General features: G+C 41.4%; 17 protein-coding genes. 1 reads left to right on the plus strand and 16 read right to left on the minus strand.

The genetic code is table 11. The features are described 5' to 3' along the window. Window positions 1-198: 198 nt before the first annotated feature. From meaB to GD002_RS13580, 8 genes are all read right to left on the minus strand, one after another. Complete coding sequence (gene meaB / locus GD002_RS13545) at window positions 199-1,248, minus strand: methylmalonyl Co-A mutase-associated GTPase MeaB (RefSeq protein ID WP_153732956.1); 1,050 nt, start codon at window positions 1,246-1,248, stop codon at window positions 199-201. Between the two features lie 32 nt (window positions 1,249-1,280). Beyond that, window positions 1,281-3,437 carry a methylmalonyl-CoA mutase gene (gene scpA, locus GD002_RS13550; RefSeq protein WP_153732899.1) on the minus strand — a complete coding sequence of 719 codons (2,157 nt, stop codon included), beginning with the start codon at window positions 3,435-3,437 and terminating at the stop codon, window positions 1,281-1,283. Beyond that, entirely contained in the window at window positions 3,430-5,097 is a 1,668-nt protein-coding gene (locus GD002_RS13555) for a methylmalonyl-CoA mutase family protein (protein ID WP_153732900.1), read from the minus strand. Before GD002_RS13555 ends, scpA begins: the two co-directional genes overlap by 8 nt. A 140-nt stretch (window positions 5,098-5,237) precedes the next feature. After that, the gene (locus GD002_RS13560) at window positions 5,238-6,590 is read right to left on the minus strand and encodes a dihydrolipoamide acetyltransferase family protein (protein WP_153732901.1); all 1,353 of its coding nucleotides are present in this window, start codon (window positions 6,588-6,590) and stop codon (window positions 5,238-5,240) included. An 18-nt stretch (window positions 6,591-6,608) separates the two neighbouring features. Beyond that, entirely contained in the window at window positions 6,609-7,592 is a 984-nt protein-coding gene (locus GD002_RS13565; protein WP_153732902.1) for an alpha-ketoacid dehydrogenase subunit beta, read from the minus strand. Continuing rightward, window positions 7,592-8,596 carry a thiamine pyrophosphate-dependent dehydrogenase E1 component subunit alpha gene (locus GD002_RS13570; RefSeq protein WP_153732903.1) on the minus strand — a complete coding sequence of 335 codons (1,005 nt, stop codon included), beginning with the start codon at window positions 8,594-8,596 and terminating at the stop codon, window positions 7,592-7,594. The genes GD002_RS13565 and GD002_RS13570 overlap by 1 nt, the downstream gene beginning before the upstream one ends. A gap of 13 nt (window positions 8,597-8,609) precedes the next feature. Beyond that, complete coding sequence (lpdA, locus tag GD002_RS13575; protein ID WP_153732904.1) at window positions 8,610-10,037, minus strand: dihydrolipoyl dehydrogenase; 1,428 nt, start codon at window positions 10,035-10,037, stop codon at window positions 8,610-8,612. A gap of 126 nt (window positions 10,038-10,163) precedes the next feature. Next, window positions 10,164-11,261, minus strand: a complete 1,098-nt coding sequence (locus GD002_RS13580) for a Leu/Phe/Val dehydrogenase (RefSeq protein WP_153732905.1) — start codon at window positions 11,259-11,261, stop codon at window positions 10,164-10,166. A 193-nt stretch (window positions 11,262-11,454) separates the two neighbouring features. On the opposite strand from GD002_RS13580, the gene GD002_RS13585 reads away from it, so the two are divergent. Next, window positions 11,455-11,697, plus strand: a complete 243-nt coding sequence (locus GD002_RS13585; protein WP_153732906.1) for a DUF2627 domain-containing protein — start codon at window positions 11,455-11,457, stop codon at window positions 11,695-11,697. 18 nt (window positions 11,698-11,715) lie between these two features. On the opposite strand, the gene GD002_RS13590 is transcribed toward GD002_RS13585, so the two are convergent. The 8 genes from GD002_RS13590 to dxs form a co-directional block, all read right to left on the minus strand. Further along, a complete protein-coding gene (locus GD002_RS13590) occupies window positions 11,716-12,435 on the minus strand; it encodes a glycerophosphodiester phosphodiesterase family protein (protein WP_153732907.1) in 720 nt (239 codons plus the stop codon). Then, complete coding sequence (locus tag GD002_RS13595) at window positions 12,428-13,990, minus strand: DUF342 domain-containing protein (RefSeq protein ID WP_153732908.1); 1,563 nt, start codon at window positions 13,988-13,990, stop codon at window positions 12,428-12,430. Before GD002_RS13595 ends, GD002_RS13590 begins: the two co-directional genes overlap by 8 nt. Before the next feature lie 174 nt (window positions 13,991-14,164). Next, a complete protein-coding gene (gene spo0A, locus GD002_RS13600) occupies window positions 14,165-14,959 on the minus strand; it encodes a sporulation transcription factor Spo0A (protein WP_153732909.1) in 795 nt (264 codons plus the stop codon). A gap of 285 nt (window positions 14,960-15,244) precedes the next feature. Continuing rightward, the gene (locus GD002_RS13605) at window positions 15,245-16,201 is read right to left on the minus strand and encodes a SpoIVB peptidase S55 domain-containing protein (protein WP_153732910.1); all 957 of its coding nucleotides are present in this window, start codon (window positions 16,199-16,201) and stop codon (window positions 15,245-15,247) included. A gap of 115 nt (window positions 16,202-16,316) precedes the next feature. After that, on the minus strand, window positions 16,317-18,017 hold the full coding sequence (recN, locus tag GD002_RS13610) for a DNA repair protein RecN (RefSeq protein WP_153732911.1): 1,701 nt from the start codon (window positions 18,015-18,017) through the stop codon (window positions 16,317-16,319). Between the two features lie 17 nt (window positions 18,018-18,034). Further along, entirely contained in the window at window positions 18,035-18,484 is a 450-nt protein-coding gene (gene ahrC / locus GD002_RS13615; protein ID WP_153732912.1) for a transcriptional regulator AhrC/ArgR, read from the minus strand. Window positions 18,485-18,563: 79 nt separating this feature from the next. Then, a complete protein-coding gene (locus GD002_RS13620) occupies window positions 18,564-19,385 on the minus strand; it encodes a TlyA family RNA methyltransferase (RefSeq protein ID WP_153732913.1) in 822 nt (273 codons plus the stop codon). After that, complete coding sequence (gene dxs / locus GD002_RS13625) at window positions 19,382-21,283, minus strand: 1-deoxy-D-xylulose-5-phosphate synthase (protein ID WP_153732957.1); 1,902 nt, start codon at window positions 21,281-21,283, stop codon at window positions 19,382-19,384. The genes GD002_RS13620 and dxs overlap by 4 nt, the downstream gene beginning before the upstream one ends. Window positions 21,284-21,337 lie beyond the last annotated feature (54 nt).

Consider the following 21,337-nt stretch of genomic DNA (forward strand, 5'->3'; position numbering starts at 1 on the left):
GCAGTAAAGGCAAAGTACGCCTTTATTGATTTCCTTCCAACGCCTGTCGGAGCTTAACAGCCGTCTCCGCTTTTGGTTCATCTAGCTGCGACGGCTAGCTCCTCGGGGCGTTTCAGGAAAGCAGTAAAGGCAAAGTACGCCTTTATTGATTTCCTTCCAACGCCTGTCGGAGCTTAACAGCCGTCTCCGCTTTTGGTATTAAGTGAAAAACAATCGGTCAATTGCTCCCGACACGGTGAGTTCGCCTTCTAATAGCTTCTCTTCTAACGCTTTGACTTGTGTTTTCCTTCCCTGCTCTGAAAAAAACGAGTCGATTAAGTGATCTTTTATCATGGAATGAAACCAATCTCTTGTTTGAAGTTGCCTTCTAACTTCCCAATAGTTATTTTCTTTCATCGCTTGTTGGAATTTTAGGATAGTCTCCCAAACTTCCGTCAATCCCGTACGTTCCAATGAGGAGACAGGTTGGGCAGTGGATGTCCAATCAGGGGAAGCCGGTTGTAACATATGTAGAATCCGCGTGTACTCTCTTACGGTCTTTTTTACGAGCGGCTTATTGCTGCCGTCATTTTTATGGACCACGATTCCATCCGTCAGCTCCATAATCCCTTTTTTCATCCCTTGAAGTTCATCACCTGCGCCCGTAAGAACGAGCAACAGAAAATAATCTACCATGCCTCGAACGATCGTTTCACCCTGTCCAACGCCCACTGTTTCAATCAGAATCACATCATACCCAGCAGCTTCACAAAGTAACATCGTTTCACGTGTTTTTTTGTGTACACCACCAAGAGTGCCTGCTGATGGAGAAGGTCGAATAAACGCATTTTTATGCCGGGCCAACTCTTCCATACGAGTTTTATCTCCTAATATACTTCCACCAGTCAAGGTAGAACTCGGGTCAATCGCCAGTACAGCTACTTTATATCCGAGATCTGCTAGCATTAGACCAAATGCCTCAATAAATGTACTTTTTCCAGCACCTGGGACACCTGTAATTCCAATCCGAATACAGTTTCCCGTCTTAGGCAAGAGTTTTGTCAACACTTCTTGCCCAAATTTCTTATCACTCTGTTTTGTACTTTCTAACAATGTGATTCCTCTAGCTAAATGAAGGCGGGAACCATTTTCTATTTCTGTGCGTAAAGACTCAAGGTTTCTCTCTGGAGGAACCTTCTTAACAAAGCGTTTACGTGAAGAGGCAACAAACCCATCGTGTGTCGATTCTATTCCGCGCATCACATGCATTGCTGAATCATCTCGTCCGTTTTGTCTGTTCGTCAATCCATCACTTCCTCATAGCCCAACTGTCGGTAAATTTCCTCTATTACTTTTTGAGCAGCCACTGGAATTACTGTTCCCGGACCAAAAATCGCCGCCGCGCCATTTTTACGCAAGAAGTCATAATCCTGTGCAGGAATAACCCCACCCACTACAACCAAGATATCTTCTCGGCCAATTTTCTTCAGCTCTTCCCGCAATGTCGGTACTAACGTTTTATGACCTGCCGCTAATGAACTAACACCGATTACATGCACATCATTTTCCGCTGCTTGTAGCGCGGTTTCTTCCGGTGTTTGGAAAAGAGGTCCAATATCAACGTCGAAACCTAAATCAGCGAATGAAGAAGCGATGACTTTCGCACCGCGGTCATGCCCATCTTGACCCATTTTGGCAATCAAAATACGTGGACGGCGACCTTCATTTTCCAAGAATTCATCTGTCATATCTTTTACTTCCTGAATTTCTTCTTCATTGGAGAAGTTGGAACTATAGACACCACTCACTGAACGGATCACCGCCTTATGTCTACCTGAGACTGATTCGATGGCGTCGGAGATTTCCCCAATGGTAGCCCGCGCTCTCGCTGCATCTACTGCTAACGCTAATAAGTTTCCTTCTCCATTTTCAGCAGATTTTGTAATCGCTTCAAGGGCGGCTTTCACGTCTATCTCATTGCGTTTTGCTTTCATTTCATTGATACGATCAATTTGCTTTTGTCGTACTAACGTATTGTCGATATCTAAAATATCAATGGCATCTTCTGTTTCGAGACGGTATTTATTTACACCTACAATGGTCTCTGCCTTTGAATCGATTTTCGCTTGGCGCTTAGCTGCTGCTTCCTCAATCTTCATTTTCGGCAAGCCTGTTTCAATTGCTTCTGCCATACCACCTAATGACTCAATTTCTTCAATTAAGTCCCAAGCTTTCTCTATCAATTCTTCGGTTAGTTTCTCTACATAATAAGATCCACCCCATGGATCAATCACTTTTGTCATCATCGTCTCTTCTTGCAAGAACAGTTGGGTGTTCCTTGCAATTCGAGCAGAAAAGTCTGTTGGTAAAGCAATCGCTTCGTCTAGCGCATTTGTATGCAACGACTGCGTATGTCCCATTGCCGCTGCATTTGCTTCTACCAACGTACGCGTAACATTATTGAACGGATCTTGTTCCGTCAAGCTCCAACCAGACGTCTGGGAATGCGTACGCAATGCAAGCGTCTTCGGATTTTTCGGATCAAAAGACTGCATCATCTGTGCCCATATTTTACGAGCTGCTCTCATTTTGGCTACTTCCATGAAATAATTCATGCCGATCGCCCAGAAAAACGACAGTCTAGGAGCAAAAGAATCAATATCGATTCCCGCTTGTAAACCAGTCCGTACATATTCAAGCCCATCCGCCAATGTATACGCCAGTTCAATGTCTGCCGTTGCGCCAGCTTCCTGCATATGATAGCCGGAAATGGAGATCGAGTTAAATTTCGGCATGTTCTTGGATGTATAAGCAAATATATCTGCAATAATCCTCATGGACATAGCAGGAGGGAAAATATACGTATTACGGACCATATATTCTTTTAAAATGTCATTCTGAATCGTTCCTGAAAGTTTCTCAGGAGAGACACCCTGTTCTTCAGCAGCCACAATATAAAACGCCATGATCGGTAAAACTGCACCGTTCATCGTCATCGATACAGACATTTGACCGAGAGGAATCCCATCAAACAAAATCTTCATATCCTCAATCGAATCAATTGCCACTCCTGCTTTTCCTACGTCACCCGTTACACGAGGATGATCGGAATCATATCCTCTATGAGTTGCTAGATCGAATGCGACAGATAATCCTTTCTGTCCCATCGCTAAATTTCGTCGGTAAAACGCGTTACTTTCCTCCGCTGTCGAAAATCCAGCATATTGTCTAACGGTCCAAGGGCGTGCTACATACATCGTTGGATACGGACCTCGGGTATTAGGAGCAATTCCAGGGTAATCGGACAAATGCTCTGTTGATTCAATATCTGCTGCTGTATAGACCGGAGATACACCGATCCCTTCATTCGTCGTAAAAACTTCTTTTGACTGCGCTTGTTGGGACAATTCATTTAGTGATTGTTGAATATCAATACTTCGAAAATCCGGCTTACTCACCTGGATTACCTCCTTTCGTGATATCTACGATCTCATTCAGTTTTGCTATTTTATCCTGACCTGCAAAAATGAAGCCGTGTAAGCCATTTACCTGCCATTGGGCGGAAATCTCAGTTTCGTATTTCCCCGCCACATCGACTATACAATTACCGGTCTTCTCCTTCAGGAAATCCGTTACTACCATTTCTGTTTGGGAAGCCGGTGAACAAATCACAGCGTAATCAGGTTGTTGTTCTTGCATCCAACTGAGCGCTTGATCGATCGTCTCAAAAGAAGGACTCCAAATCGCTTCAATCCCACCCACTGCCAGAAATCCACTCACAAAATCAGCTCTCGGTTTATAATCTTTTAGCGCACCAAAATTAAGCAAAACCGTTTTTGGCAAGTCTTCTTTTCGTTTGGTACGGAGATGTTCAAATGGTTCTGCTAATCGCTTAGAAACAGCTATTGCAAGAGATGTATCTAATGTAGTTTCCGTTACTTCCGCATAAACATTCGTACCAATCAGTGATTTTTTACCACTAGCAACTTCTTTCTGTCGCTGAGCACATAACTGGCTAAGTTCTCCTGACTGCAGGAAAGATTGATAGCCACCACTTTCTACTATTACCAAGAATTTATCCCACGCTTTGCGGATCAATTCAGCAGTTAACGTTTCAATAAAGTATGAACCACCTGAAGGATCTAGCACTTGATCAATATGTGTTTCTTCCTTCAAGATCAACTGAATATTGCGTGCATATCGATTGGAACTTGGTGAAGGGCCTGTCAACACATCATGCGGTAGAACGGTTAGCCAATCTGCTCCGCCTAAAACAGCTGCAAATGCCGCATTCCCACCACGTAATAAATTGACATGCGGATCAAGTTTAGAATACGAACGTAAAGAAGTGACTGCAAGTAATGGGACTTGTTTTGGATTTTCTATGCCATAAGCTTGACTAAACAATTTCCATAATACACGGAATGCACGGAATTTCGCGATCTCCATAAAAAAGTGTGTATCTGTTGCGAAGCGTGCATAAAAACGATCTGTAAACTCTTCAAATGTGGAAGCTTCCTCAGCTAGCTCGGAAGCCATAGCAAGACAGACAGCTAATTCAGTGACTGCATCTGCTCCTTCATGATGTATAGACCACAAATCTGCCCCTTGTGTCCTTACTTGAGAAAATCCTTCAGGCAACACATTTTTAGTAAAGACACCTTTAACCTCTCTACGTTTCTCTTTATCGATAAATGTAAAGGCTTGCAAAATAGGATCATCTTTTTCAATTTCAGTGAAGAGTACAGGGTATACAGTAAGTAACTGTGCTAACTGGCGCAACTCTTGCTCACTCCACGATAATTGATTCAAGCCATTATAGACGATGGCTTGATTGCCTCTTTCCAGCGACTCTTTTAAATGTAGAAGAAATTGTTCCCCACTTTCCGCACTTACAGGCTGTGCAATCGTCCAGCCAAATTCAGGTTTGGTAACCCTGGAAATCTTTTGCTCATGGAGATGCTCTTTCGTGTAAAGAGGCATCAAATCAATTCCTTCTGCCGTCTTCGTCAGTAAGGTTTCAAAAGGCTTACCTTTTAATGACTGCACAGCAGTATCCTTCCATTCGTCATAACTAGTTGTCGTAAACGAATAGGACTTCATTTTATGTATAGGCATTTGGCGGTTCCTCCCCCTTTTAAATCATCAATAAGTCTAGTGTACCGTACAGAGTCGCATGAAGAAAGAGGAAAAACAGAAGTTGTTATCCAGAATTCTGAAAAAACAACCTTCAAAAATAGCTTGAAGGTTGTTTTAATTTAATATAGCGATGTCGTATCCTTAGACATATTTTCTAACAACTCTTTTACACGAGCTAAGAAGCGTCCGCAAACTAAACCATCTAACACTCGATGGTCAAGAGATAAACATAAATTGACGATATCTCTGACAGCTACCATCCCATTATTCATAACGACGGGCCGCTTGACTATCGTTTCTACTTGTAAAATTGCTGCCTGTGGATAATTTATAATACCCATCGACTGGACAGAACCAAAAGAACCCGTGTTATTTACAGTGAATGTCCCACCTTGCATATCCTTCGTCTGTAATTTTCCACTACGAACTTTCACTGCCAATTCGTGAATATCCCGAGCAAGTGCTTTAATCGTTTTTTCATCTGTTCTTTGAATGACTGGCACGTATAGGGCCTCATCTGTCGCAACAGCTATGGAAATATTGACATCTTTTTTCATCACGATACGATCGCCTGCCCACATGGAATTAACTGCCGGGAATTCCTTTAGCGCTTGAGATACCGCTTTGATGAAAAACGCAAAATAGGTCAAATTAAATCCTTCTTTTTCCTTAAACTCCTGTTTGACACTTTCCCGTAGCAACACAAGATCCGTCACATCCACTTCCACCATCGTCCATGCATGTGGTGCCTCTGTAACCGAACGAACCATATTTTTAGCAATTGCACGTCGAACACTCGTAACAGGTATCTCAATATCGCCATTTTCCAACTGGACATGTGTATTAACAGGTTGTTCAATGGACGGCTGTTCAGAGTCAGGCGAAGTGAGTTCATTATTAGTCGACTCATCTTCGTTCTTAGGGGTAACTACCGACCGTTCTTCTTTAACCTCTTCCGTTTGAACACCTGGATTTTCAATAAAAGAAAGAATATCTTTCCTTGTTATCCTACCTTCACGTCCTGTGCCTGTCACTTTCGATAAATCAATCTCATGTTCTTGTGAGAGCTTCAATACAGCGGGAGAGTACCTTCCTGCCGCTTTGCCCTTACTCAAAGGTTTTGATTTCTGTTCAGTAGACGATAATGCTCTTTCTTTCTGTGACTGTGGAGATGCTATCTGCTCGGTCTCTTGAATAGGTGCGTTTACAGGTTCTTCACTCTCTGCTTGAGCTTCCGTTTCAATAAGACAGACCGTTTCACCTACTTCAATCGTCTCGCCTTCTTGTGCGATAATTTCAGTGATTTTACCTGCAAATGAAGAAGGAATTTCCGCAGTTACCTTGTCTGTCGTGACCTCTGCTAGCGCATCATATTTGTCGACTGTATCTCCAAGGCCAACCAACCACTTTTCAATTGTTCCTTCCGTTACACTCTCACCGAGCTGTGGCATGGTTATTTTTTCGATCCCCATATCACACGCCTCCTTAGACTAGAATTCTGCTAAATTCCTCGCCGCCTGTTCAATCTTTTCAGGATTCATCATAAAGAATTTCTCCATAGAAGGTGCATAAGGCATGGCGGGTACATCAGGTGCTGCTAAGCGTTTAATAGGGGCATCCAATTCAAATAGGCAGTGCTCAGCTATGATGGCAGAAACCTCACTCATGATGCTGCCTTCCAGATTATCCTCCGTCACCAATAACACTTTACCTGTTTTAGTAGCTGCTTCAATAATCGCTTCTTTGTCTAACGGATAAACTGTGCGCAAATCCAATATATGGACAGAAATACCGTCTTCCGCTAATCGTTCAGCAGCTTGCAGAGCAAAATGGACGCATAGACCATACGTAATTATAGTAAGATCATCTCCTTCTCGCTTGCAATCAGCTTTCCCAATCGGCAGCACATATTCTTCATCCGGCACTTCTCCTTTGATCAATCGATACGCACGTTTATGTTCAAAGAATAGTACAGGATCTTCGTCACGAACAGCCGCTTTCAATAGCCCTTTTGCATCGTACGGTGTTGAAGGAATAACAATCTTCAAACCAGGAGTCGAAGCAAACATCGATTCAACAGATTGCGAATGATAAAGCGCTCCATGCACGCCTCCACCGAATGGAGCACGAATGACAATTGGACAAGACCAGTCATTATTAGAGCGATAACGAATTTTGGCTGCTTCCGAAACAATTTGGTTCACTGCTGGCATGATAAAATCAGCAAATTGCATCTCGGCAATCGGACGCATTCCATACATTGCAGCTCCAATAGCCACCCCCGCAATCGCAGATTCAGCAAGAGGTGTATCCAGTGCGCGGTATTCACCGAATTGATCATACAAACCGATCGTCGCTTTAAATACGCCGCCTTTACGCCCCACGTCTTCACCTAGTACGAATACTTGATCATTACGTTCCATTTCTTCTTTCATTGCCTGATTGATGGCGTCTATAAATGAACGAACGGCCATTACACATTCCCTCCCTTTTCATCATACACATAGCGCAATGCATGTTCGGGTTTCGCGTATGGAGCCAGTTCTGCATATTCGGTTGCCTCATCGACAATTTGTTTGACTCGTTCTTCTATTTCATTATGCTTTTCTTCAGTCAACACATTTGTCGTTTGTAAATAATGAATAAACGTCAATAAAGGATCCAACTTCTTTTCATTTTCCAGTTCTTCCGCATCACGATATAAGCGCTGATCGTCATCTGATGAGTGTGCGGTTAAACGATAGCATACTGCTTCTATTAAGGTAGGACCCTCTCCGCTTCTCGCACGATCTGCAGCGGTTTTTACCGCTTCATAGACAGTCAATGGATCCGTGCCATCGACAGTTATACCAGGCATACCGTAGCCTGCTGCGCGATCTGATACGTGTTCACAAGCAAGCTGCTTATTGGCAGGAACGGAAATGGCATACTTATTATTTTCGACCATCACGACGGTCGGCAACTTGTGCACACCAGCAAAATTCATACCCTCATGAAAATCACCTTGATTGGATGAACCTTCACCTAACGTGACAAACGTGATGAAATCTTCTTTATTCATTTTTGCTGCAAGCGCCACTCCAACTGCATGTGGTAATTGGGTCGTTACAGGTGAAGAACCCGTCAAAATACGATTTTTACGCTGACCAAAATGACCTGGCATTTGTCGGCCTCCAGAGTTAGGGTCTTCTGCTTTTGCAAAGGCCGACAACATTAATTCTCTAGGTGTCATGCCAAAATGCAAGACCACCCCCATATCTCTATAGTAGGGCGCAATCCAGTCTTTCTCATGATTAAGAGCAAAGGCAGCTCCGACTTGCGCTGCTTCCTGGCCCTGACAAGAAATAACAAAAGGGATTTTTCCGGAGCGATTCAATAACCACATCCGTTCATCTAAGCGACGAGCCATCAACATCGTCTCATACATTTGTAAAACTTCTTCATCTGTCAATCCAAGTGCACTATGCCGATTGTTCATTCCACTTCCTCCTTTACATATGAATGGCTAAGCCATCTACAGCAAGTGCTGCTTCACTAAATGCCTCAGATAGTGTTGGATGAGGATGAACTGTCGATGAAACTTCCCAAGGAATAGCATTTAGTACCATTGCCAGTCCAGCTTCAGATATGAGATCTGTGACATGTGACCCGATCATATGCACGCCTACAATATCATCGGATTGTTGATCCACGAGTATTTTCACGAAGCCATCTGAATGTCCATTAACTAACGCTTTTCCATTTGCTTTAAATGGAAACTTCCCGACCTTCACTTGTAGCCCTCTCTCTCTTGCCTGCTGTTCCGTCAATCCTACAGCGGAAGTTTCAGGAAACGCATAGACACATCTAGGCACTAACTCATAGTTAATTGGTTCACGCTGCATGCCGGCTATGTGATCGACCGCATAAATTCCTTCGTGTTCAGCTACATGCGCTAATTGAAGTCCTCCAATTACATCGCCAATCGCATAAATATGTTGATCTTTTGTCTGGTAGGTTTTAGTCGTCTGAATAATTCCATTCTCCACTTGAATTTCCGTGTTCGCTAAACCGATATCATCAATGAGCGGGGAACGACCGACCGATACAAGTAATTTTTCACTGCTAATCGACTGTGTTTCCTCACCTAATTGATAAGAAATAATAACTTGGCTATCCTCTTTGTGTAGAGAATCTGTCATAATATCCGCACCTAAGATAAACGTTACTCCGCGTTTAGCTAACGCTTTTTGCATGGCAAGTGCCACTTCTCGATCTTCCGTTGATAAAATTTGCTCAAGACGATCTAAAACCGTTACTTTAACACCGAAATCTATTAGCATCGAAGCCCATTCGATTCCGATTACGCCACCGCCTATAATGGTAATTGAAGAAGGAAGCGCCTCCATATTTAAAGCTCCATCTGAGGTCAACACTTGATGTTCGTCAATTTCAAGTCCAGGTAGAGTTTTCGGTTTAGAACCCGTTGCTATAATTAAATTCTTTAATAATAGAATTTCATTTTCTTCGCCATTCCCCATCTCCACAGAAATAGTTCCTGGCATTGGCGAAAAGATAGAAGCCCCTAAGATTCTCCCAAAACCATGATAGACATCAATTTTCCCTTTTTTCATCAAACTTTGAATGCCAGCATGTAATTGGTCTATGATCTGGTGTTTTCTTTTCTGAACCTGAGAGAAGTCTAAAGATACTTCACCCGTTTTCACACCAAATTCATCTGCTTCTTCACGGACGAGGCGGAATACTTCTGCACTTTTCAGCATCGCCTTGCTTGGTATACATCCATTATGCAAGCACGTGCCGCCTAGCTTTGATTTTTCCACGATGGCCGTCTTTAAACCAAGTTGGGCTGCGCGGATGGCAGCTACATAACCACCTGTTCCACCGCCTAAAATAACTAAGTCATATTCGGTACTCAACGTACAGGACTCCTTCCGTAGGGCAAGCTGTTTTGGCGTTTCTTAATCGAATAAATTTGGACATTCGATATCAGTAGTAGGCCGTAATCAATCTGTCGACCGCTTTACATACTTGAATATCATTGTCTATTTTCTATCAGATAAAATATTTTTTTCACTGCGTAAGAAAGTGTTTCTAGTGGCACCCACTCTTGCGATCCGTTCTTCTGCCAAGCGATCTGCAGCCAAATAGGATGGAATACCGTCTCTTTTTGAGATTTCGAAAATTTTGCCGATTGTCTCATAAATACCTTCCACACGCTTCAACGCACGTTCTTTGTTGTAGCCAATGAGTTCATCCGCTACATTGATGACACCGCCTGAATTGATCACATAATCAGGTGCATAAACAATCCCTAGCTCATGTAAACGATCTCCATGCTCTGGATTTTTTAACTGGTTGTTCGCAGATCCCGCGATCACTTTCACTTGCAGTTGTGGAATCGTTTCATCATTAATAACCGCACCTAACGCACAAGGGGCAAAAATATCTGCTTGCTGTGAATAGATTTCATCCGTTTCGACTGCTTTTGCACCGAATGCATCGACAGCGCGTTGTACTGCCTGTTTATTGATATCTGTGACAATCAGATGGGCGCCTTCCTTATGTAAATACTCACATAACGTATAGGCTACATTTCCGACACCTTGGACAGCAATGGTTTTCCCCTCCAAAGAATCGTCGCCGAATGCCTCTTTCGCAGCTGCTTTCATTCCTTTGTAAATTCCAAGCGCTGTAACCGGAGAAGGATTTCCGGAAGAACCTTTACCTGAAGAGATGCCTGTTACGTAATCCGTCTCTAAATGAATCAAGTCCATATCAAATTCCGTTGTCCCCACATCTTCCGCTGTAATATATCGTCCATTCAAACCTTCGATATAGCGACCTAATGCACGGAATAACTCATCATTTTTATCTTTTTTAGGATCTCCAATAATAACGGTTTTTCCGCCACCTAAATTCAAGCCTGCAGCCGCATTTTTATAGGTCATTCCTTTTGCAAGACGCAGTGCATCCTCAATTGCAGCTTCTTCACTGTCATACGTCCACATGCGGGCGCCACCAAGAGCAGGTCCAAGTGTCGTATCGTGAATCGCGATAACCGCCTTTAATCCAGATGTTTTATCGTAGCACAGTACAAGTTGCTCGTAATCATGTTTTTCCATATAAGTAAATAATTCCATTAGTACGCCTCCAGGCTATGTATATAGTATTTGTATGTAATCAATTTTAGGTTTCTTACAGCAAGAAAGCAACTTTGACAGATTTCCGTTTTTCTTGTGAAGACCACCTATCTATCTCCATCCTACATGATGGCAGAGTCCTTGACAATCCACCCTTACACGGTAAAATTAAATAGGTAAGGGGTTGAATGATATGGCACGTCTTGCTGCGTTTGTTGTTCTCTTGATTCCAGGAATTGCAGCTGCTTTAGGTATTAAATTAATGCGTGATTCACTATTTGGGCATCTTTTTCAGCCATTTCCGTTCATTTGGATGCAATTTTTAGGTGGTTTTCTTTTGTTTGCAGCTGGTTTAGGGTTTTTCGCAGGATTTTTGCTGCGACGCGACCGAAGAAGCGGCAGGGCGGCTGATCGATTTAAAAAAGACATGAAATAAAAGGACCAAGGTATTCTCCTACCTTGACCCTTTTATTTTTTTTTGCACACGCTTAGGGTAGTCAGTGATCCAACCTGTTATTTCAGGAGATTGACTCAAAAACGACTCAGAGCCCGTAATACCATATATACGCAACTTCTTTTCACTTTCAATCAAAGGTGTCTGAAAAGGTTCTACCCATAGTCTCTTATGAAAATGAAATGCATCCACATGATAAGAAGATAGACATTCCCAATCTACTGTTTTTTTTCTTAAAAGCAAAGCTGTTTCCATGCAAGGATCTTCTTGTTTAACCAGCTGCAAAGATGGATAATCAAAAGATGAAATATGAACATCAGCTAAACAGTCAACGTATTGCAGAATTCGTTGAAAGATAGCGGGTTGTCCGTACACAGTTTCCTTCAGCTCAATATTTAGTGATAGATCATGTTTCGAACAAAATGTAACGACATCAAATAAAATCGGAATTGTATGCCCAAAAATCAACCGACAGCCCCCTCTCCCCACTTTGATATGTCGGAGTTCTTCTGCTGTCACTTGATCAATCTGCTGATCGACACCTGCAAGGCGATGCAGGTTATCATCATGTATCACGACTATTTGACCGTCACTTGTCTGCTGAACGTCCAACTCGATACCATCAGCGCCTTTTCTGGCAGCCGCTTCAAAAGCACTCATCGTGTTTTCAAAATGTGTACCAGATGCTCCACGATGTGCAAATACTTGACTATCAGACATTCAATACGCCTTCACTTGTTAGTTCAAAAACACCTTTTGATACACGATTCAACATGCTGGACATCCTTCCAATTTGAATTGTTACTCCAGGGTATGCTTCTTTCGTTATCTCTATTTTTGGTGTAGTAGCAGTTTGTACGAGTAGCAGCTTTGTTTTAATCGTTTGATCCAGCGCCATGATTTGTTGCTGCTTTGCTCGCATGGTCATTTCCATTTTCTCAAATAGTTCGAGTTGTTCAGGAGATAAATTGTGTTTAGCTTCCCCCATTTTAAACAAGGTCAGCTCAATTTTCTTCAATTCTTCATGCTCATTTTTCAATTGCTCGGCTAGGCGTTGGATTTCCTCCAACTCCATTTCTTTATTAACACCTTTTACAATGAGCTTTGTCATTCTTTCATGCGTATTCCCAGCAAACGCACATTCAATAGAAAACAGCGCTTCCGTAATGCCACCAATCACTTTTCCTTTATGCGTATCAAAACTAATATAATCCCCATAGATTTCAGAGCCCAGTGAATACAGGCCGATGTTCACACGCTTGCCGTAAACTTTACAATTATTAGCATGCTTTACAAACACATTATGTTTCGCTTCTATAACGGTTTCACCAGCACCGAAAACTCCACCCTTAATATAAACATCCCCTTCTTCGGAACAGACCTCTTTTGCATTCGTAATACCATCTTTCCCCTCAATGGAAATATCGCCTGTAGCATTTACAGAGAAGCCCGCTAAAACGCTTCCATAAATTCGTACGGCCCCGTCAAATGTAATAGATCCGGTCTTCGGTCCGACATCGTCGGGAATGATAAGCTGCTTGCCCACACCAATCACACCATGATTTTGTTCTAGCGCTCCACCGTGAAGTGCACGAAGGATTATTTTTCCATCCTCCTCAAATTCCCCTACCGATTTACGATCATACATCAGTTTTGCATCTTCACCTTTTTTAGGAGCAATAACTTCCCCAAAAATGTCGCATCCAGCTATTCCTTCTTTCGCAGGCACTTTCTCACCAAGCCAATCTCCCTTTGCAATAGATGTAACAAAATTTAAATCATAATGATCTACTGAGCCATCTTCCTTAAGAATAGGTTTTCGGTCAGGCATTTCGATATAAACGATACTGGCATCGTCACCTTTTACTGGTTCTCTACCGACAGAGACCGTCAGCGGCTGACCAGGAGTAATCGTCATTTGATGAAGCTGCTCTTTGTCATATACAACATCTTTTTGTTCCAAAAGCTCCTCTGCCTGCTCCCAAAAAATTTCTTTATTGGCCATGAATTCTTCTATAGTTGCATGAATATACAGCTCTGCTTTCATTTTATTAGGAGATATATATAATTCTAACGGAGGTGCATAGGTACCAATTTCATGCTCGCCTTCATTTTTCAATGCATGTAATAAATCTTTAAATGAATGTAATTTTAGTCGAGGTAAATTAGTAGTTAGCGCATCAAAAGACTTCATAGGAAAGCCTTCTTTTTTAGTTTTCATAATGACTTTATTATTATCTTCTAAAAGGATAAAATGTTCGTTTTCTATTAACACCAAGATCCCCCCTCTTTTACTTTCTAGTATAAAAGATTAACAGCTAAGGGGTGTAGTTCTTTGGGTTTAAATAGTGACTAAATAAGCATTTCATCTCATTTATCACAATTTACCTTCACGAAATATTCAGAATGTGACTAATCACCTATTATTAGGTCTTTATATTCTCTTTAGTTAGCTCACCATATGCTCTAGACGGATTTTGTCTGCAATCATCGCGATGAACTCACTATTAGTCGGCTTACTTTTCAAGTGATGCACCGTATAACCGAAAGTTTTTGAAATCAAGTCATAATTCCCTCTATTCCATGCAACTTCGATGGCATGTCGAATCGCTCGCTCGACTCGTGATGGCGTAGTATTATACTTTTTAGCAATATCAGGATACAGAATTTTAGTAACTGATCCAAGTAGTTCTACATCTGTGTAAACCATTTGGATTGCTTCTCGCAAAAATGCATAACCTTTAATATGGGCTGGGACACCAATTTCTTTAATCATAGACGTAATCGCTGTATCCAGTACCTTTTGACTGACTACACCAGTTGTCTGAGCGGCCTCCTGAGTAATAAACGTTTGTGTGTTCGTCTTTGGTTTACCTGCAATTTTAAGGATTTGACCGATCAACCTGTCGAATTCAAAAGGCTTCAGCATGAAATAGGATGCACCTAATCCCGCAGCTTGGGACATAACATTTTCTTGTCCAAAAGCAGTTAGCATCATAATTTGCATGTTCCCCATTTTATTTGTTTCATGTAGCGTTTCCAGAACCCCAATACCATCTAAATGCGGCATGATAATGTCTAACAACAAAATATCTGGACGCTCTTGATCCAACATAGATAAGCAAATTTGTCCATTGTTCGCCGTCCAAATGACTTCTATTTGCGCATGCTTTTCAAAATAAGACACCATTGTTTTTACAAGTTCCTTATTGTCATCTACAATTGCGATTTTTACGTTTTCCATTGCCCATTCCCCCTGATATAATATCGCCATCAAAATTTCTACCTTGCGGTAAATGTCTCCTATTATCGTAAGTGAAAATTTTGGTATTTTCTAGTTTTACTTATAAGTTTATTCAAAATGATACTTCAGTACGATGGATTCTATGTATTTCGACGTTATTCTATTTTATTTTTGCAGTTCAAGCAATTGAAATAAATGAGGATAAAAAATCATGCACAATTTTTCGATAAGAAAAACAAGTGACAAAAACCATTTGGTTTTCGTCACTTGTTTACTTTCCTTTTCCTACTTTTCGTTTGTCCTCATTGTTTTAAGAAATAAAGCGGCCCCTTTTTCTGGCTCATCCACAAACATATGAGTAATCGCGCCAACAAACTTTCCATTCTGGATCACAGGACTTCCGCTCATGCCTTGTAATATGCCCCCAGTTTTCTTAAGCAACTTTTGGTCGGTCAATAGGATTTGGAATTGATCTTCTTCTATCTTCGTGATTTGGATAGTGAACTTTTCTACAGTGGAGCCTTGGACAGTAGTGAAAATTTCAGCAGGTCCCACAGTTAGCTCAGTAGGTTGCATAATTTCCAGTGGTTCTGCCAATACTTTACTATAGGCGTTTTTCCAACTGCCAAAAATTCCATAAATACCATTGATCCGAATGTTACCAAGTAAATTTTCTGGATCAACAATGGAGGAAATTTTATAACCCGGAAATCCTGGAGAACTTTTCTTTATTTGGTTGATTTCCGATAAATAAATGGCACCCTTTTCAAAAGAAGGAGGCGTCTGCAACGTACTGTCTATAATTTGATGACCGAGAGCTCCGTACGTGCCCGTTTTCGGATCGACATACGTTAACGTACCTGTACCTTCCGTTCGGTCTTTCAAAAAGGGCGTGACCCGCTTAATGAATTGAATATCTGCTTGCAATGTTTTTTTCTCTCCATTACGGACAATGCCCAGCTTCATCGTAGCGGAGTCATTTTTTTGCAATGACCGTTCAAAATGGACGAGTTGCTTCGTTTCCGTCCCATTCAGTTCTTGAATGATATCCCCTTTTTTTAGCCATTGATCTTGACCAACCAAAATATCACTTGTTACATAAATCCCTTTCAAATCCATCTGTATCCCAATAGAATGACCCATTGGGATAAGGGATTCTTCTTCGGCATAAGATATTACAGGCAGCATGTAGAGCATCAACAGGAGTACAAAAAATGTCTTAAGTGATTTATTCCATCCCATGATTCACCTCCTCAACGAAAGATACCTTTGGTATGTCCGTTCGTTGAGAAAGTATGAAAGGGTAAAATAAACAGTGCTTCTTGATGAATACAATAATCGAAATCACTGTCTTCATTTATTTGCGAAAAGCCTGTTTTCTTTGATTGGCCAACAACAATAATTCCTCAGCATGCTGAAGAGTTAATGGCGTAATCTCAGCGCCAGACAGCATACGAGACAATTCTTCCGTACGTTCCATTTTTACTACGTTATGAATGGCAGTAGTCGTGCGACCATCATGAATTTCTTTTTTAATCAAATAATGTTGGTCTGCCATCGCAGCCACTTGAGGTAAATGTGAAATACAAAGAACCTGTGAATGACTGGCAATCATTGCAATCTTTTCCGCAATGGATTGTGCCACTCTTCCGCTAACACCTGTATCCACTTCATCAAAAATAATGGACGTTACGCCCTGATGTTGGGAAAAAATTGTTTTCAATGCCAACATCATTCGCGATAATTCACCACCAGACGCCACTTTCACTAATGGCTTTAACGGCTCACCTACATTTGTTGAGATCATAAAAATCACCTCATCAAAACCATTTGCATCAAAATGATTTGGCTCTTTCCGAGTGATCTGCACCTTAACCGTAGCTTTTTCCATATATAATTGTTTCAGTTGTTCCAGTATTCCTTCTTCTAAGCGAAGAGCTGCTTTCTTTCTAATAATCGACAATTCATTTGCTTCAATTTCCAGATCTTTTAGGTATTGTGCTAACAATTCCTTGTTTTGATGCAATCTTTCGTCACGGTTCACCAATTGATCTAGTGCATCGGCAATCTTTTCTCGATACAATAAAATATCTTCTAACGATTTTCCGTATTTCCGCTTCAAATTTAGAAACAACGCTAAGCGTTCTTCGACAAAATTTAAACGATCTGGCTGATATTCCATACTATCGATCAGACGTTTCAGATCATGTGAAACATCTTGTAAGGAATAAAACGAAGAATTTACAGTCTCTGATAGTGGCAACAACTCCGTATCAATGGATGCCGCTTCCTCTAGATCAGTCATCGCATTGCCGACCCAATCCAAACCATGGGATTCTGTAGCAATGGCCTCATAGGAAGAATTTAATCGATCAAAAAGTCGATGAAAATGCTGAAGCTTCACCCGTTCGGCTTCTAATTCCTCTTCTTCTCCAATGACTAAATTCGCTGCATCAATCTCTTCCAATTGAAATGAATACAAATCAATTTTCTGGGCAATTTGCTGTTCATCCTGCGTCTTTGTAGCGATGAGCTGTTGTAGATTTTTGTACTTGTCATACATTTCGGTGTATGTACTCAGCGCTCGCTCAATGGGTTCACCTATATAAAAATCAAGCAAATGAATATGACGTCTCTCATTCATCAGTTCTTGATTCTCATGCTGTCCATGAATATCGATAAGTAAAGAACCAATTTCACGCAAAATCGCAATCGTTACTAACTTGCCATTCACTCGACACACTGATTTACCACTTGTATTCAAATCTCTGCGTAAAATAACGACGCCTTCCTCAGCCTCAATACCAAATTCAGATAATTTTTCCGTGATAAAAGGCTCGTCGGCGTCTAACATGAACATACCTTGAAGTTCAGCTTTTGTCGCACCATGTCGGATAAACTCCTGTGAACCTCTTCCGCCTGCCAATAATTGCACAGCATCGATAATGATCGATTTCCCTGCACCGGTTTCACCTGTCAATACGGTCAAGCCTTCTTCAAACGTGATTTCAAGTTGTTCTATTATGGCAAAGTTTTTGATTGAAAGTTCGCTTAACAAAGAGCTACTCACCTCACTTATAGCATAGATAATAATTTATCTTTCACATAATCTGTCATGGATTCTTCACGGCAAATAATTAGACATGTATCATCACCACAAATTGTTCCTAACATTTCGTCCCAATCCAAATTGTCAATCAACGAGCCCACCGCTTGTGCGTTACCTGGAAGAGTTTTTAATGTAATAAAATGGCTAGCACTGTCAATCCCAACAAATGCGTCTTCTAGCATTCTTTTTAATTTCTCTTCCGTATTATATCGATGCACGGGAGGAAGGCTGTATTTGTAATTACCCGTTGGTGAAGGGACTTTGATGAGATGAAGCTCTTTAATATCTCTTGAAACAGTAGCTTGTGTCACATCCACTCCTGCACGTTTTAAGCTATCAACTAATTGATCCTGTGTTTCGATTTCGTGATTCGTTATAATGTCTCTGATACGAATGTGCCGTTGTCCTTTGTTCAATTTTCATTCACTCCGATTCTCTTGAGTACCTAAGGTAAAATTATACATAGCATCTAAAAAACGCGCAACTAACTGCGCGTTATGTTAATTCACTATGTGCCTGTTGGACTAATAGCTGGAAGTCTTTTGACGCACATAATGACTGTGGTCGTTCTTCTGCTTCCAAATAAAACAGGAATTCTATATTCCCTTCTCCACCTGTTACAGGAGAAAACGTTGCCCCTTTTACTGAAAACCCTTCTGCAACAGCCATATTTGCAATTTTTTCAAGAACTTCAATGTGCGTAGCAGGTTCTCGCACAATCCCTTTTTTACCAACTTTCTCTTTACCCGCTTCAAATTGCGGCTTCACTAGAGCAACAACCTGTCCACCTGGCACAATAATTTTTTTCAAGGCAGGCAATATGAGAGATAAAGAAATAAATGAAACATCAATCGTAGCCATTTCCGGCAATCCCTCTGTAAATAAATCGACTGTGGCGTGACGGAAATTTGTTCGTTCCATGACAGTTACACGTTCATCTTGCCTGATTTTCCAAGCTAATTGATTATAGCCTACATCCAAAGCGTAGCAATGAGCTGCTCCATTCTGTAACGCACAATCCGTAAAACCGCCCGTTGAAGCGCCAATATCCAAAACAATCTTCTTGTTCACAGAAATAGGAAAAGACAATAATGCCTTTTCCAATTTCAAACCGCCCCGACTTACATATTTAATAGCAGGACCTTTGACAGTCAAAGGCGCATCGACCGCAACTTTTTCTCCTGCCTTCTCAATTCTCGTAAGTTCCGAGTAAACAAGACCGGCCATAATGGAGCGTTTCGCTTGTTCACGGGATGTCGTCAAGCCACGCTCTACCAGCAAAATGTCTACACGTTCTTTTTTCGTTGATGAGGTCATACGGTTTCTCTTTCTGACGCAGCTTGTTCGATAGCTGCCAATGTAATTTCTGCGACGTGTTCTGGTGTCATATGGATCTCTAACAATAAGTCTTCGACATTTCCATGTTCAATGAATTCATCAGGGATTCCGATTCGTTCAATGATGGTAGACGTGTGATTTACTTCTTCTGCATATTCAAGGATCGCACTGCCGAAACCACCAGCTAGTACTGCCTCTTCAATTGTAATGATTGGCTTACCTTGTTTAAATAGTTCATCCAATAAATCCGTGTCAAGTGGTTTGATGAAGCGAGCATTGACGATTGATACATGTTTCCCTTGTTGTTTAAGCTGCTCTGCCGCTGCAAATGCCATCGGGATCGTTGTACCGAATGTCAAAATTGTCGCATCTTCGCCTTCTTTCAGCACTTCCCATGTACCGATCTGAATTGTGTGGAGTTCTTCATCCATCGGAACACCATAACCGTTTCCTCTAGGAAAACGCATAGCGATTGGCCCTTTATCGTATGAAACCGCCGTTTTCACCATATGCTGTCCTTCATTTTCATCTTTAGGCATCATGATGACCAAATTCGGCATATGACGCAAGAAAGCAATATCAAAGACACCATGATGCGTCTCCCCATCTGCACCGACGAGACCCGCTCTGTCAATACCAATGAAAACATTTAGCTTTTGCCGTGTAATATCATGCAACATTTGATCATAGGAACGTTGAAGAAACGTTGAATAAATAGCTAGGAATGGTTTCATACCGGCTGCAGCAAGTCCAGCTGCCATTGTAGTCGCATGCTGTTCTGCTATACCGACATCGAAAAAGCGCTCAGGAAATTCCGCAGCAAAAGATTCAAGTTTTGAACCTACAGGCATAGCGGGTGTAATTGCAACGATTCGCTTGTCTTTTGCAGCAAGTTTTCGTACCGTTTCAGATACTAGTGCGCTCCATGCAGGTCCTTTTGTAGGCGACTTGACAAAATCACCTGTTTCAATCTTATACGGACCCGTACCGTGCCACGTGCCAATTTTGTCCAATTCAGCCGGACTGTATCCTTTACCTTTTTTCGTTATGACATGAAGGAGAACCGGTCCTTCCATTTTCTTCGCATACTGAAGAGAACGTTCTAACTCTGTGAAGTCATGACCATTAATTGGTCCTAAATACGTAAATCCGAGTTCTTCGAAAAACACGCCATTCACCACTAAATATTTCAAGCTGTCTTTTACTCGCTCTGCAGCTGTTGCTAATCTGCCACCAACCGCAGGAATTTTCCTTAAAATATATTCCATCTCATCTTTGACATTATTATACTTTCCATCTGTACGTAATTTACCGAGAATAGAATGTAAAGCTCCAACATTTGGTGCAATTGACATTTCATTATCATTTAATATTACAGTAATATTCGTTTTTTCATGCCCAATATGATTCAATGCTTCTAATGCCATACCACCAGTAAGGGCTCCGTCTCCAATAACGGGAACGACATAACTTTTTTCGTGTTTAATATCCCTAGCAACAGCCATACCCATAGCCGCTGACAAAGAGGTTGAACTATGGCCGGTTTCCCATACATCATGTATGCTTTCCGCCATCTTAGGAAAACCACTTAATCCTTTATATTTTCTAAGAGTCTCGAACTGTCCAGCACGACCTGTCAAAATTTTATGGACATAAGATTGATGTCCGACATCCCACAAAATTTTATCAGTTGGACTATCAAAAGCACGATGCAATGCAATTGTTAACTCCACTACACCTAGATTCGGCCCAATATGTCCGCCTGTAACCGATAAGTTTTCAATAAGAAAATGACGGATATCTTGCGCCAAATCCAATAATTGATCTTTATCGAGCTCTTTTATAAAAGATGGATTTGTAATCGTTGTAAGATCCATCATGATCACACACCTTCATCAATTAAGTAATACGTTCTATACTACCATCTGCAC

This window comes from Sporosarcina obsidiansis (assembly GCF_009651005.1).
In the GTDB taxonomy this organism is placed as follows: Bacteria; Bacillota; Bacilli; order Bacillales_A; family Planococcaceae; genus Sporosarcina; species Sporosarcina obsidiansis.

Excerpts from the sequence above, each read along its gene's own strand:
- meaB (WP_153732956.1), bottom strand. The coding sequence starts at position 1,248 with ATGCATGTGATGCGCGGAATAGAATCGACACACGATGGGTTTGTTGCC.
- GD002_RS13555 (WP_153732900.1), bottom strand. The coding sequence starts at position 5,097 with ATGCCTATACATAAAATGAAGTCCTATTCGTTTACGACAACTAGTTAT.
- GD002_RS13560 (WP_153732901.1), bottom strand. The coding sequence starts at position 6,590 with ATGGGGATCGAAAAAATAACCATGCCACAGCTCGGTGAGAGTGTAACG.
- GD002_RS13565 (WP_153732902.1), bottom strand. The coding sequence starts at position 7,592 with ATGGCCGTTCGTTCATTTATAGACGCCATCAATCAGGCAATGAAAGAA.
- GD002_RS13570 (WP_153732903.1), bottom strand. The coding sequence starts at position 8,596 with ATGAACAATCGGCATAGTGCACTTGGATTGACAGATGAAGAAGTTTTA.
- GD002_RS13580 (WP_153732905.1), bottom strand. The coding sequence starts at position 11,261 with ATGGAATTATTTACTTATATGGAAAAACATGATTACGAGCAACTTGTA.
- GD002_RS13585 (WP_153732906.1), top strand. The coding sequence starts at position 11,455 with ATGGCACGTCTTGCTGCGTTTGTTGTTCTCTTGATTCCAGGAATTGCA.
- GD002_RS13590 (WP_153732907.1), bottom strand. The coding sequence starts at position 12,435 with ATGTCTGATAGTCAAGTATTTGCACATCGTGGAGCATCTGGTACACAT.
- spo0A (WP_153732909.1), bottom strand. The coding sequence starts at position 14,959 with ATGGAAAACGTAAAAATCGCAATTGTAGATGACAATAAGGAACTTGTA.
- GD002_RS13605 (WP_153732910.1), bottom strand. The coding sequence starts at position 16,201 with ATGGGATGGAATAAATCACTTAAGACATTTTTTGTACTCCTGTTGATG.
- GD002_RS13620 (WP_153732913.1), bottom strand. The coding sequence starts at position 19,385 with ATGACCTCATCAACGAAAAAAGAACGTGTAGACATTTTGCTGGTAGAG.
- dxs (WP_153732957.1), bottom strand. The coding sequence starts at position 21,283 with ATGGATCTTACAACGATTACAAATCCATCTTTTATAAAAGAGCTCGAT.